Source organism: Paenibacillus sp. N119s (assembly GCF_059447605.1).
Map to the genome: position 1 here is coordinate 1 of NZ_JCAJRU010000147.1, position 13246 is coordinate 13246.

The 13246-nt window shown below is 48.4% G+C and carries 11 protein-coding genes and 1 pseudogene; 11 read left to right on the forward strand and 1 reads right to left on the reverse strand.

Annotation, left to right across the window (positions count from 1 at the left end; all coding sequences use genetic code 11):
* The first annotated feature begins 152 nt into the window (after positions 1 to 152).
* Positions 153 to 1266, forward strand: a protein-coding gene (gene prfB / locus AC5V8P_RS16580) for a peptide chain release factor 2 (protein ID WP_142612385.1) whose coding sequence is annotated in 2 segments (ribosomal slippage) — positions 153 to 224 and positions 226 to 1266 — 1113 coding nt in all. Because the reading frame shifts where the segments join, the coding sequence is not laid out codon by codon here.
* A 97-nt stretch (positions 1267 to 1363) separates the two neighbouring features.
* Entirely contained in the window at positions 1364 to 2263 is a 900-nt protein-coding gene (locus AC5V8P_RS16585) for a YitT family protein (protein WP_063212297.1), read from the forward strand.
* A 93-nt stretch (positions 2264 to 2356) separates the two neighbouring features.
* Here the strand turns inward: AC5V8P_RS16585 and AC5V8P_RS16590 are convergent, their stop codons facing one another.
* Positions 2357 to 3244: an SMP-30/gluconolactonase/LRE family protein gene (locus AC5V8P_RS16590; RefSeq protein ID WP_064797887.1), complete on the reverse strand. Its 888-nt coding sequence runs from the start codon at positions 3242 to 3244 to the stop codon at positions 2357 to 2359.
* A 322-nt stretch (positions 3245 to 3566) separates the two neighbouring features.
* Here AC5V8P_RS16590 and argC point away from each other — a divergent pair, with 322 nt between their 5' ends.
* The 9 genes and pseudogenes from argC to AC5V8P_RS16635 all read left to right on the forward strand — a co-directional run.
* The gene (argC, locus tag AC5V8P_RS16595; protein WP_063212298.1) at positions 3567 to 4616 is read left to right on the forward strand and encodes an N-acetyl-gamma-glutamyl-phosphate reductase; all 1050 of its coding nucleotides are present in this window, start codon (positions 3567 to 3569) and stop codon (positions 4614 to 4616) included.
* A 106-nt stretch (positions 4617 to 4722) separates the two neighbouring features.
* Positions 4723 to 5949: a bifunctional glutamate N-acetyltransferase/amino-acid acetyltransferase ArgJ gene (gene argJ, locus AC5V8P_RS16600; protein ID WP_064797845.1), complete on the forward strand. Its 1227-nt coding sequence runs from the start codon at positions 4723 to 4725 to the stop codon at positions 5947 to 5949.
* Between the two features lie 116 nt (positions 5950 to 6065).
* Entirely contained in the window at positions 6066 to 6905 is an 840-nt protein-coding gene (argB, locus tag AC5V8P_RS16605) for an acetylglutamate kinase (RefSeq protein ID WP_064797846.1), read from the forward strand.
* Between the two features lie 65 nt (positions 6906 to 6970).
* On the forward strand, positions 6971 to 8233 hold the full coding sequence (gene argD / locus AC5V8P_RS16610) for an acetylornithine transaminase (protein WP_064797847.1): 1263 nt from the start codon (positions 6971 to 6973) through the stop codon (positions 8231 to 8233).
* A 48-nt stretch (positions 8234 to 8281) separates the two neighbouring features.
* Positions 8282 to 9238, forward strand: coding sequence for an ornithine carbamoyltransferase (gene argF, locus AC5V8P_RS16615; protein ID WP_063212302.1), 957 nt, complete (start codon positions 8282 to 8284; stop codon positions 9236 to 9238).
* Positions 9239 to 9284: 46 nt separating this feature from the next.
* Entirely contained in the window at positions 9285 to 10520 is a 1236-nt protein-coding gene (locus AC5V8P_RS16620) for an argininosuccinate synthase (RefSeq protein ID WP_064797848.1), read from the forward strand.
* An 88-nt stretch (positions 10521 to 10608) separates the two neighbouring features.
* Positions 10609 to 12021: an argininosuccinate lyase gene (gene argH, locus AC5V8P_RS16625; protein ID WP_064797849.1), complete on the forward strand. Its 1413-nt coding sequence runs from the start codon at positions 10609 to 10611 to the stop codon at positions 12019 to 12021.
* Positions 12022 to 12549: 528 nt separating this feature from the next.
* A complete protein-coding gene (locus AC5V8P_RS16630) occupies positions 12550 to 12801 on the forward strand; it encodes a hypothetical protein (RefSeq protein ID WP_064797850.1) in 252 nt (83 codons plus the stop codon).
* A pseudogene (locus AC5V8P_RS16635) lies at positions 12794 to 13246 on the forward strand (glycosyltransferase family 2 protein); the annotation flags it as partial. The gene AC5V8P_RS16630 and the pseudogene AC5V8P_RS16635, both read left to right, overlap by 8 nt.

Consider the following 13246-nt stretch of genomic DNA (forward strand, 5'->3'; position numbering starts at 1 on the left):
AGATGCCTACCTTTAAATGTGTTATTTCAATCAAGGGCATCTCACTGCAACAGCGATCGCAAGATCAAATCATTCGCGCAGCGCCTGCCCACCAGCCGTAATTCACAACGCTTTTACTCCCCCTAACCATATATTAAAAGGAGAATGACATCATGATTGATCCAAGTGTAAAACATGATTTACGAGAAATAGGCAAGAAACTAACAAACCTTAGGGGGTCTCTTTGACTTAGATCTCAAACAGGAAATGATCGCGAACTTTGAAGAAAAGATGGCAGCGCCTGATTTTTGGGATGATAACGAAAAGGCCCAAGGCGTAATTGCGGAAATGAATGCTGTGAAGTCTTCTGTGGACAGCTATGAACAGCTGCGTCAGGAATATGAAGACGCAAGTATGATGGTAGAGCTGGCTGAAGAGGAAGGCGATGAAGCACTGGTTGGTGAAGTTGAAAACAGCATCAAATCCCTGCTGAGCAAGCTGGAGGAATTTGAGTTGCAACTGCTTTTAAATCAGCCTTATGACAAGCTTAATGCTATTCTGGAGCTGCACCCGGGAGCGGGCGGTACCGAGTCCCAGGACTGGGGACAAATGCTGCTGCGTATGTATACACGTTGGGGAGAAAAACGAGGCTTCAAGGTAGAGACCCTGGATTACCTGGCAGGTGATGAAGCGGGGATTAAGAGTGTAACCCTGTTGATCAAAGGCTACAATGCCTATGGTTATCTCAAGGCGGAGAAAGGCGTGCATCGGCTTGTTCGCATCTCACCATTTGATTCCTCCGGTCGTCGGCATACATCGTTCGTATCTTGTGATGTAGTACCGGAAATTGCGGACGATGTGGATATTGAGATTCGCACGGAAGATCTTAAAATTGATACGTACCGGGCCAGCGGCGCAGGGGGTCAGCATATTAATACGACTGACTCAGCTGTTCGGATTACGCATTTACCTACTGGTATTGTTGTGACTTGCCAAAATGAACGTTCCCAGATCAAAAACCGTGAACGTGCGATGACGATGCTCCGTTCCAAGCTCTACGAGCGCAAGATCGAAGAACAACAGCAGCAATTGGACGAAATTCGTGGTGAACAGTCCGATATTGCATGGGGCAGCCAAATTCGTTCCTACGTGTTCCATCCATACAGTATGGTTAAGGATCACCGTACTAACGTGGAAACTGGCAATGTAGGGGCTGTTATGGATGGCGATCTCGATCCGTTTATTGATGGTTACCTGCGCAGCCAAATTAAGCTGGACGCAGAATAATTGCCTGTACGTTTTCCTACAGAACCGCAGTCTATGTGTCTGCGGTCTGTAGGAATTTTTGTGTAACGGTATTTTTTATTAAAGGAGAACCTGAATGATGTCTCAATTGAACCCTCCCGCTGCCCGCCGAAGAAGGCGTAAGCCTCTGATTGCCGCCAGTGGGCCCGCGCGTAACGTGACCGATGTTTTGCTCATTATACTCGGCTCCTTCATTACAGCGTTGACCTTTAACATGTTCTTGCTGCCTAACCGGATTGCATCCGGAGGTGTATCTGGCTTGTCTATCTTGGGTGAGGAGCTGCTGGGTCTGGAACCAGCCTATACGCAGTGGGGCATGAATATTCCGTTATTTATAGCAGGTGTACTGCTGTTAGGAAAAAAGTATGGTTTACGTTCCCTGCTGGGAAGCATTATGCTGCCGCTATTCGTGTATGTAACCAAGGATTGGGCAATTCCCACCACCAATCCATTGCTGGCTTCGCTGTATGGCGGAATCGGAGTAGGATTGGGGTTAGGGACTGTATTTCGGGGCAGAGGCTCAACCGGTGGACTGGCCATTTTAGCGCAAATTATTCATAAATATACAGGCTTTAGCCTTTCTCTCTGTGTCATGCTGATGGACGGAACGGTTATTACACTAGCGGGGTTCACCCTATCGCCAGAGCGGGCCCTGTATGCATTAATTGGCCTGTTTGTAACTGGCAAGGTCATTGATGCTGTAGAAATGGGATTAGGCTACTCGAAAGTGGCTTACATCATATCCAATCAAAAGGAGAAAATCACGCAAACCATTTTGCAGGATTTGGATCGTGGATTGACGGAGCTTGCAGGACGTGGGGGTTACACGAACGAAGAACGGCCTGTCCTTATGGTTGTCGTCGGGCAAAACGAGGTAACCCGCCTCAAAACGCTCGTTCGCCTGGTAGACCCGGAGGCTTTTGTGATTATTAGTAATACACGTGAAGTATTGGGGGAAGGGTTCAAAAGGGAAGGCTAACGTATATGGCCTGCTGGACTCTTACTCATAAATGAATAAATGCAAGAGAGCCCACTGATGTAGTGGGCTTTTCTCTTTTTCAGAACAGCTTTATCAAGTCCTTTTTAATAAAAGTTCAAGCCAATCCGCCGGTTGTCCTTGATTAAAATAGGAGGTCGGTACTCCTTTTGCCCCGGTTTTGACCATAAATAAACCGCCTGCTAATGGTTGATCACTATTATCGTTATCTTGAGCAGTTGTGATATATAACTCATCTAGATGTTCACCGCCAAAAGCGCACGAAGTCACACAATTGACTGGGAGTGACACCTCAGCAATCACTTCTCCATGAGCGGGATGGATACGAGAGACGCGCTTACCACCCCATCGTGCGATCCACAGCATGCCCTCTGCATCAATGGTCATACCATCTGGATACCCTTCACTTTCATCCAATCTAGCTACTACTTGCTTATTCATAAGAGTACCTTGTGTCACATCGTAATCGAAGGAGACCACTTCCAAGGTCGGAGTATCAATATAATACAGGGTACGGTTATCTGAGCTCCAAGCTAACCCATTAGATGTGGAAGCTTTGTCAACCAGCAAGGAGACATTGCCTTGGGTACTCAAACTATACAACGCTCCTTGTGCGCGTTCGCCATTTAAACTCATAGTTCCTGCCAAAAAACGTCCTGCAGGATCGCATTTACCATCATTAAAACGATTGCCTGTTCTACCTTCCTCAGGATCGTGGATCAATACTTTAGTCCCTGTCTCTATATCCAAACAGTATAAACCGCTGATCATGGCTACGATTACTTTATTTTTAAGATAAGGTACAACTGCACTAATATGTTCGCCCATATCTATTGTACGATCTGTGCCTGTAGATGGATCGTAGATGTGCAATTGAAATCCTTCAATGTCGACCCACAATAAACGTTGCGACTGATGATCCCAGCTGGGACCCTCACCTAACTTTGCTTTAGCATCTATCACCAAATTCGCTGTATAGGTTTCGATGTGTAACACCCCTAACTATAGGTTAATTGTCGTAGCACGGTACCTGCTGTACCCACTGACTATTTATACCCTATTCAATATTCTACGAATACATTAGTGCAGCAAGTAGATAATCCAGATGATTACCAGTATACAAGATAGTATAAAAGAAACATTTCCTCTCTTTATGCAAAACGGCCGACTGGACGAGAACGCACATTTTTAATTTTGAGGCATAACATAACATGAAGTGTTGTATTTATATGAATAGAGATGTATAATAATACATAATTCATAGGGACGGAATGGAGGAAGGTCTGTGAGCAGCAAGCTAAAAGTAGCAATTGTCGGTTCCACTGGATACGGCGGAGTGGAGCTGATTCGATTTTTGGTACATCATCCGCAGGTGGAGATTGTATCTGTTATTTCTTCGTCCAGCGCGGGGGTTCCGATTAGTGACGGTTTTCCACATTTGACGGACATTGTGGTACAGGATTTGGACGGTGTCGATGTCCATGAAATTGCTGCCAAGGCTGATTTGGTTTTCACAGCTACGCCCTCAGGTGTTAGTACCCATTTAGTGCCACAGCTTCTGGATGCCGGATTGAAGGTAATTGACCTTTCCGGGGACTTTAGGCTTCGAAGCGGGGAAGCGTATGAAGCATGGTACAAAAAGCCAGCGGCTTCACCTGAGTATCTCAAGCAAGCGGTATACGGACTCAGCGAGGTGTATGCAGAAAAGCTTACTGGAGTTTCTTTCATTTCGAATCCAGGCTGCTATCCAACGGCAACACTATTGGGTATTATTCCTGCCTTGAAGGCAGGGTGGATCGACCATCGGTCACTGATTGTGGATGCCAAATCGGGGGTATCCGGCTCCGGTCGGGGAACAAGTCTTGTTTCACATTATGCCGAAATGAACGAAAACTTTAAGGCTTATAAGGTGAATAAGCACCAACATATCCCTGAGATCGAACAGGTATTGGGTGATGTTGCGGGCGAGGACGTTACAATTACGTTTACGACACAGCTTGTGCCTATGACGCGGGGAATTATGAGTACAATTTACGTCACGCTAAAAGGTGACCACACGGATCAGGATCTTATCGGGTTATACCGGGATTATTATAAAGGCCGTCCTTTTGTCCGTGTACGTGGCGAAGGTATATGGCCAGCAACAAAGGAAGTATTTGGTTCAAACTACTGTGATATCGGTTTTGCAGCAGATGCTCGTACCGGACGGCTTACGATTATTTCTGTCATTGATAATGTTGTGAAGGGTGCTGCTGGGCAGGCGATTCAGAATTTAAATTTGATGATGGGATGGGAGGAGAACCTCGGGCTGGGCTTCATACCGGTATATCCGTAAGTAGCACGTAAACGCAACCGGGATAGGGAACGACAGTGGGCAGGTGTGAGCACGCAAGCATCTAGCTGGCATGTCTGCCATAAGTTGCGAACGAGGGCACATAATTATGGGTGAAGTAGGGTTTACAGTAGTACAAGAGGGCACCATTGTAACTCCGCGTGGCTTTACAGCCGGGGGCTTGCACTGTGGGTTAAAAAATACAGATCGCAACGATATCGGCGCGATCCGCTGTGAGGTAGAGGCGACAGCAGCTGCGGTGTATACCACTAATGTATTTCAGGCTGCACCATTGAAGGTGACCCGTGAGAGCCTGACAAACGGCCGATTGCAGGCGGTAGTAGTGAACAGCGGGAATGCCAATGCCTGTACGGGACAGCAAGGGGAGCAGGACGCTTACGCAATGCGCTCGGCCGCTGCTCGTGAACTGGGTGTGGCAGAGAGCGATGTAGCCGTTGCCTCGACGGGTGTAATTGGCGAGCATCTGAAAATGGACCGTGTGCTTGGCGGGATATCGTCACTACCTGAGCGGATGAGCGAGGCAAACGATGGGGCGGAGCAATTTAGCCAAGCCATTCTGACAACGGATCTGGTTAAAAAAGAAGCGTGCGTGTCAGTTGAAGTGGACGGTGTGACTGTGCACATCGCCGGGGCAGCAAAAGGTTCGGGGATGATTCATCCGAATATGGCAACCATGCTCGCTTTTATAACTTGTGATGCAGTCATCGGACAGACGGCTCTTCATCAACTATTAAAGCAGGCCACGGACACCAGCTTTAATATGATCACGGTCGATGGGGATACCAGCACGAACGATATGCTGATCGCTATGGCGAGCGGGCTGGCGGGCAACAGCGAGTTGCAAGCAGACCATCCCGATTGGGGAGCTTTTACCGAGGCGTTCACCTATATTTGCCGGGAACTGGCAAAGGCGATTGCTCGTGATGGAGAAGGTGCTACGAAGCTGGTAGAAGTGTCTGTAAGTGGAGCGGTGAGCGATGCATCAGCCCAGGCGATAGCCAAGACCGTAATCGGGTCCAGCCTAGTGAAGTCGGCCGTTTTTGGCGCAGACGCCAACTGGGGACGGATTATTGCAGCTGTTGGACGTGCCGGAGAACCGGTCAATCCAGATACGGTAGACATCTGCTTGGGTGATATTAGGGTGCTGAGCCAATCCAGTCCGGTCACCTTTGATGAAGCCGAGGCGCTTTCCTATTTACGTGGTGATACGGTGCGAATTATCGTTGATTTGCATCACGGGGGCGGAACGGCTACCGCATGGGGCTGTGACCTAACCTATGATTATGTGCGGATTAACGCGGCATACCGGACATAGATAGCCAATTAAACACGGATGGACTAATTAGTAGTTAATAGAAGAAGCAAGCAGATATAGCTTTGCATCATTTTGAAAATCGCACAGATTGTACAGAGGAGAAAAGGAGAGATGATATGCAATCGGCAGTGGGACATGCGGATCAAGTGAAACATACAGGAGTGGCACGTCGTAATTTTGTCATGAAATGCGGAGGAAGTACACTGGCTGCGTTGCCTGATTCCTTTTTTGACGACTTGGCCCGTTTGCAGTCGGAAGGTCTCCAACCGGTCATTGTACATGGCGGCGGGCCTGCGATCTCTGACAATTTGGCGAAGCTGGGAATCGAAACAGAGTTCATTCATGGATTGCGTAAAACGACTGAACCCGTGCTGGATGTCGTGGAGATGGTGCTGGCAGGCAGCATTAACAAGCAGATTGTACGCAGAATAGGGATGCACGGAGGGCGAGCGCTGGGCTTGTCGGGCAGTGATGGCTATTTAATCGAGGCAAAGCCTGTGCCGAATGCCGCAGAGGTCGGCTGGGTCGGAGAGGTAACAGCTGTTCAAGCTTCGATTATTACGGGTGTGCTGGATATGGGCTATATGCCGGTTATTGCGCCTATCGGCATCGATCGATCCGGTCAGCGTTACAACATTAATGCCGATACAGCCGCGGGAGCGGTGGCTTCTCATCTAGGGGTCAGTCGGATGATTGTTGTGACGGATGTGCCCGGTATATTGAAAAAGAATGGTGTAGAAAAGAAAGTACTGGAATCGATCACCGTACAGGAAATTGAGGATATGATCAGCACGGGTGAAATCTACGGCGGTATGATCCCGAAAGTGAGAGCGGCTATTGCTTGCATTCACGGAAAAGTGAAGGAAGTCGTTATTGTGGATGGGAGCGAACCGCAAGTACTCAGCCGAGTGCTGAGCGGAGAATCGATTGGAACACGCATCGTGCGTATGCAGTAATTGCAATCAATATATTGCTCGACTATATAACCAAAATAACCAAACGATAAAGGGGCGTGAACAACATGAGTAAGGAAGCGAATACGCTGGTGAGTGAGGAAATGCCGAGTACGAATGGAAGCAGTGCACAAGCGGAAAAGGAGCCGGCACAAGCACAGACAAATAGCTCTCTTTTCCCAAACTACGCAAGATACCCGCTTACCCTGGTGAAAGGGCAAGGAAGCTGGCTGTGGGATGATCAGGGCAAACGTTATCTGGATTTCATGTCAGGTATTGCCGTTACCAATCTCGGCCATGCGCCTCAAGCTGTAGCTGAGCGGTTGAAACAACAGATTGATGAACTGTGGCATGTATCTAATCTGTTTCATATCCCTGGGCAGGAACGGGCTGCGGCGTTACTGACAGCGAATAGCAGCGCAGACGCCGTGTTTTTCTGCAATAGCGGAGCTGAAGCGAACGAAGCTGCAATTAAGCTGGCACGTCGTTACCACCAGAAGGTGAAGCAGACCGGTCGCTATGAAATCATTACGTTCACGCAATCCTTCCACGGACGGACGCTGGCAACCTTGACTGCTACGGGTCAAGACAAAGTGAAGGAAGGCTTTCTACCACTTCCTGCCGGGTTCAAAAGCGTTCCACTTCATGATCAGGCTGCGCTCGAAGCAGCGATCAATGAGAATACAGCAGCAATTATGCTGGAAATGGTACAGGCTGAAGGTGGCATGTATCCGGTAGACCCTGCTTTCATAGACGTGATTACCAAGCTGTGCCACGAGCATGGATTGCTACTGATCATTGACGAGGTGCAAACAGGTATGGGACGGACAGGAAAGCTGTTTGCCTTTGAGCATTATGGAATAGAACCAGATATTTTTACATTGGCGAAAGGATTGGGCAGTGGCTTTTCGGTCGGTGCAATGCTCGGCAAAGCATATTTGCGTGAAGCGTTCACGGCGGGCAGTCATGGTTCTACTTTTGGCGGTACGCCGCTTGCTATGGCAGCGGTTCAAGCAACCATTGAAACGATTATTGATGACAAGCTGCCAGAACGCGCTGCCGAAATGGGAGATTATCTCTTCCATAGTCTGCAAAAGCAGCTTGGAGATAATCCTTTTGTGAAGGATATCCGCGGAAAAGGTTTGATGGTCGGGATTGAGTGTGCAGAGCCAGTAGCAGAGCTTGTGCTGGCAGGACAGAAGAAGGGCATTCTGTTCATTACAGCAGGACCGAACGTCATTCGCTTGCTACCTAATCTGTATGTAACCAAGGAAGAAATAGATCAGGCCGTAACATGGATTGCTGAATTGATTCGGGAGCATGTAGCTTAGAGTACAGGTCGAAGTGTCCAAGACTAGAGTATAAAAGGAGATGACAACATGAGCCAGAGCGGCGCACTGCAGCAGATGAATTTAAAAGGACGGGACTTCCTGGAGCTGGATGACTATTCGTCAGAGGAAATCCAATATTTAATTGAGCTCGCCATTGAAATTAAGCGTAAGCACAAAAACGGGGAAGTTTATCAGCCGCTGAAGGGGAAAACGCTTGGACTGATTTTCGAAAAATCCTCCACACGTACACGGGTGTCCTTTGAAGTCGGTATGTATCAGTTGGGCGGGCATGCCCTTTTCCTCAGCAAGAATGACATTCAGCTCGGCCGCGGTGAACCTATTAGCGACATGGCCCAGGTCATGTCACGTTATCTGGACGGCATTATGATTCGTACCTTTGGACACGATAATGTTGTAGAGTTGGCACGTTATGCATCCGTCCCTGTAATCAATGGTTTGAGCGATTTGGCGCATCCGTGTCAGGTGCTGGCTGATTATCAAACCTTGTATGAGCAAAAGGGCAAGCTAAAAGGGCTCAAACTGGCTTATATCGGAGACGGCAACAATATGGCGCATTCCCTCTTGATTGGTGGAGCCAAACTCGGAGTACATGTCTCCATTGCAAGTCCAGCTGGATACGAGCCTGACCCGAGTGTGGTTGCGGCATCCCGTGAGATTGCCAAACAGACAGGTAGTGAAATTGTAATCACTCAAAGTCCGCAGGAAGCAGTAAAAGATGCCGATGCGATCTACACGGATGTGTGGGCAAGCATGGGCTTTGAGGAAGAGCAGAAGGAACGTGAGCTTGCTTTTGCTGATTTTCAAGTGAATGAGGAGCTGGTTAAGCTCGCGAAGCCGGATTATTTATTCCTGCACTGTCTACCTGCGCATCGTGGGGAAGAAGTGAGTGCAGGCGTAATCGATGGTCCCCATTCGGTCATTTTTGATGAAGCGGAGAACCGTCTGCATGCTCAAAAAGCGTTGCTAGTTGCTTTAATGGGATAAGGTTGATCGTTAAGAAGAGGTATAAGCATCGGGGAGGACTTTAATAATGGCAAAAGAAAAAATCGTACTCGCATATTCCGGCGGTCTGGATACGTCGGTCATTCTGAAATGGCTTAAGGAAACCTATGATGCTGAAATCATCGCATTCACCGCAGATATCGGTCAAAAGGAAGAACTGGACGGCCTGGAGGAAAAAGCACTCGCTACCGGGGCTTCCAAAGTGTACATCGATGACCTGCGCGATGAATTCGCCAAGGATTTTATCTACCCGATGTTTCAAGCGGGTGCTTTATATGAAGGGCAATATTTGCTCGGAACGAGTATTGCACGTCCATTGATCGCTAAGCGGATGGTCGATATTGCGATTGCCGAGGGAGCAACAGCCATTGCTCACGGCGCAACAGGCAAAGGTAACGATCAGGTGCGCTTCGAGCTGAACGCGGCGGCGCTAACGCCGGATATCCAAGTCATTGCACCTTGGCGGCTGGAGGAGTTCCGCAATCAGTTCCCGGGCCGGGCAGAAATGATTGCTTATGCGGAAAAACACGGTATTCCGGTAACCGCTTCTGCAGCCAAGCCGTACTCCATGGACCGCAATCTGCTGCATATCAGCTATGAAAGCGGCGTGTTGGAGGACCCTTGGTTTGATCCGAGCGCTCCTGAAAATAAAGAAATGTTCTTGCTCAGCAATGCGCCGGAGGATGCGCCTGATGAAGCAGAATATTTGGAACTGGAATTTAAAGCAGGCAACTGCGTTGCTTTAAATGGTGAACAGCTAACTCCGCTGCATGTGATGGAAAAACTGAATGAACTGGGCGGCAAGCACGGTATCGGACGTGTAGATATGGTGGAGAACCGTTTTGTGGGGATGAAAAGTCGCGGAGTCTATGAGACGCCAGGCGGTACAATCTTGTTCACAGCTCACCGCAAAATGGAATCGATCACGATGGATCGCGAGGTTATGAATCTGCGAGATAGCCTGATTACCCGTTATGCTACCTTGGTATACAATGGATTCTGGTTCGCGCCAGAACGTGTCGCTTTACAGGCTCTGGTTCATGAGAGCCAGAAAAATGTCACGGGTACCGTGCGCGTGAAGCTGTACAAAGGCAACATTATCGGCGCAGGTGTTAAAAGTCCGGTTAGCTTGTACAATCCAGACATTGCAACCATGGAAGCTGATCCGACACAAGCCTACGATCAAGGTGATGCGACAGGCTTTATCCGCTTGAATGCTTTGCGTTTGAAGGTCAATGCGGGTGTAACACAAAATCATAAATAAGAATGTAATCTAAACAAATGTACGGAATGCGGGCCGTTCTTGTCCAAACGACGAGGGCGGCTTGTTATTGCAGAGAGGGGATCATGCAATGAGTAAGCTATGGGGCGGACGGTTTACAAAGCAAACAAACAAGCTGGTAGAGGAATATACGGCTTCTATCGGGTTTGATCAAGCGTTGGCGGAAGAAGATATTCAAGGCAGTTTGGCCCATGTGGCCATGCTGGGCAAATGCGGCATTATTCCGCAGGAGGATGCGAACACGATCAAGGGAGGACTGCATACCGTTCTGGAGCGTATCCGCCGTGGGGAAATTGAATTTTCCGTTTCGGATGAGGATATTCACATGAATATCGAAAAAAATCTGATCGAAGCCATTGGTCCTGTCGGCGGTAAGCTGCATACTGGACGCAGTCGTAACGATCAGGTAGCAACGGATATGCACTTGTACTTGCGCGCACGTGTGGTATCGCTGGTAGGTATGCTGCACGATGTACAAGTTGCTTTAATTGGGCAGGCCAAAGACAATCTGGATACGATTGTACCTGGGTACACACACTTGCAGCGTGCTCAGCCTATTTTGTTCGCACATCATTTGCTGGCGTATGTGTCTATGCTGGAGCGTGACATTGACCGTCTTAAAGACAGCTACAAGCGCATCAATGTGTTGCCGCTAGGGGCTGGCGCTTTGGCAGGAACCACTTTCCCGATCGACCGTCATTTTGTAGCAGAGCAATTGGGTTTTGACGGAGTCTATGAAAATAGTCTGGACGCTGTCAGTGACCGGGACTTCATCGTGGAATTTCTGGCCGGGGCCTCGCTAATTATGACGCATTTGTCCCGTCTGAGTGAAGAACTGGTGCTATGGAGCAGCACAGAGTTTGGTTTTGTCGAACTGGATGATGCTTTCTGCACAGGCAGCAGTATTATGCCACAGAAGAAAAACCCGGATGTACCGGAGCTTGTACGTGGCAAAACCGGGCGTGTCTACGGAAATCTCGTCGGTCTGCTGACTGTACTGAAGTCCTTGCCACTGGCATACAACAAGGACATGCAGGAGGATAAAGAAGGAATGTTCGATACGGTGGCTACGCTGGAGGGAGCCTTGCAATTGTTCGCTCCGATGATCGCCACGATGAAGGTTAACAAGGATCGCATGCGTCAAGCGGTTAACCAGGATTTTTCCAACGCAACGGATATTGCGGACTTCCTGGTCGGCAAGGGGCTTCCATTCCGCCAGGCCCATGAGGTCATTGGCAAAACGGTGCTGTACTGCATCCAGCAGGGCAAATATCTGCTTGATCTAAAACTGGATGAATTCCAGCAGTTTTCGGATCTGTTCGACGAGCGCATTTACGAGGTGCTTCAACCAGAAGCGGTAGTCAATGCTCGGAATGTGTATGGCGGAACCGCCACAGACCAGGTGAAGGCAGCCATTGGGCGTAGTGAACAGCTTCTGGCAAACACATCAATATGGTTCGAAGGTCATAAGTCCAGAAATTAATCCAAAAAAAGAATTATTCTCTTGCTCAGCAATGGGATGCTGTGTAAAATCAGATTTTAAGAATATTTGCCAGCTATGTTTTCAAAGGCACCGTTCGCGGTGTCTTTTGTGTTTTCTGAGGTATTCGAATGATTTATGATCGGGATAATCATGAACTACATAGATTATTGGAAGTCTATCGAGTGCGAAGGTTGATACATATAGTTCTATATACCTATTCATACATTAGTGTGAAAGTTTCTAGAATTTACATTTATGTATACTACGCCTACCATGATTATGGTAGAATAGCACTAAGTTTTTCATTGAATTACCAATTTAGTAGAACAAGAAGCATATATGATAAATCATTGTCAAGTTTATATTGGTTTTTTCACCCAAGCGAATTTCATAAATGTGTAAATGAAGGGCTTCAATGAGAAAGCAGGTATGTCCTGGTTTCGGAAAAATGCTGTAAAAAAATGCGGGTAAAAATATTGAAGTAGCGACAGGGCAAAAGGCAGAGTCGGGACGATCCAGGGAGGTATTATGAGAACTAAACGAACGACGCGCCAGCTTAAGAGTGCTTGGATCGGTTATCGTGCTACTGACGCGGATCAACTCGTATCCTCATTGTATGAGGAGCGAATCCAAGCGGAGAAGTTGCTGCGTGAGGAGCGTGAGCTTTTCCACGCAGCGCTTGAACGGAAAAAGCAGCGGGATGCTGAGTTAAAGCAGCATCTTGCAGACGCGCTTGCGGAAGAGCGGCGCTGGATTGAAAGGGCGGGAATTCATGGGTGACAAGCTTAGGTGGCAGGTTGGAGGAGTTTCAATTCGCCAAACCAAGAGAAGAATAAAAGAAGAGCGTCAGCGAATCGAACAACTGCAACAACAGCTAGAGGCACAGCGTGCTGAGCAGGCCCCGATACTGTACAAGCTTGATTTCCACATCGAAGAGCTGGAACGGCGACTTCGGGATACAGAACTGCGTATTCAGGCTATTCAGAATGCGAATGATACGGCAGCAGCTGTGGAACAATTGCTGGATGAAGGGATACAGGATGGACAGGAGCAAGAGGCGCAAGTCCAGTATGCATCTGGGCAGGAACAGGTAGCAGCAGGGGCTGCTATGGGTGTAGCCTCCAGTATCACAGGTACAGAAGGCGGAGAGTCTGCAGCAGAAACGTCAACCGGACGAAACGGCAAGGCCCGCCTGGGAGATCAATTAGTGGAGAGCGGGTTGATC

Excerpts from the sequence above, each read along its gene's own strand:
- argF (WP_063212302.1), top strand. The coding sequence starts at position 8,282 with ATGAGCCAGAGCGGCGCACTGCAGCAGATGAATTTAAAAGGACGGGAC.
- argJ (WP_064797845.1), top strand. The coding sequence starts at position 4,723 with ATGGGTGAAGTAGGGTTTACAGTAGTACAAGAGGGCACCATTGTAACT.
- AC5V8P_RS16630 (WP_064797850.1), top strand. The coding sequence starts at position 12,550 with ATGAGAACTAAACGAACGACGCGCCAGCTTAAGAGTGCTTGGATCGGT.
- argD (WP_064797847.1), top strand. The coding sequence starts at position 6,971 with ATGAGTAAGGAAGCGAATACGCTGGTGAGTGAGGAAATGCCGAGTACG.
- AC5V8P_RS16620 (WP_064797848.1), top strand. The coding sequence starts at position 9,285 with ATGGCAAAAGAAAAAATCGTACTCGCATATTCCGGCGGTCTGGATACG.
- AC5V8P_RS16585 (WP_063212297.1), top strand. The coding sequence starts at position 1,364 with ATGTCTCAATTGAACCCTCCCGCTGCCCGCCGAAGAAGGCGTAAGCCT.
- argB (WP_064797846.1), top strand. The coding sequence starts at position 6,066 with ATGCAATCGGCAGTGGGACATGCGGATCAAGTGAAACATACAGGAGTG.
- argH (WP_064797849.1), top strand. The coding sequence starts at position 10,609 with ATGAGTAAGCTATGGGGCGGACGGTTTACAAAGCAAACAAACAAGCTG.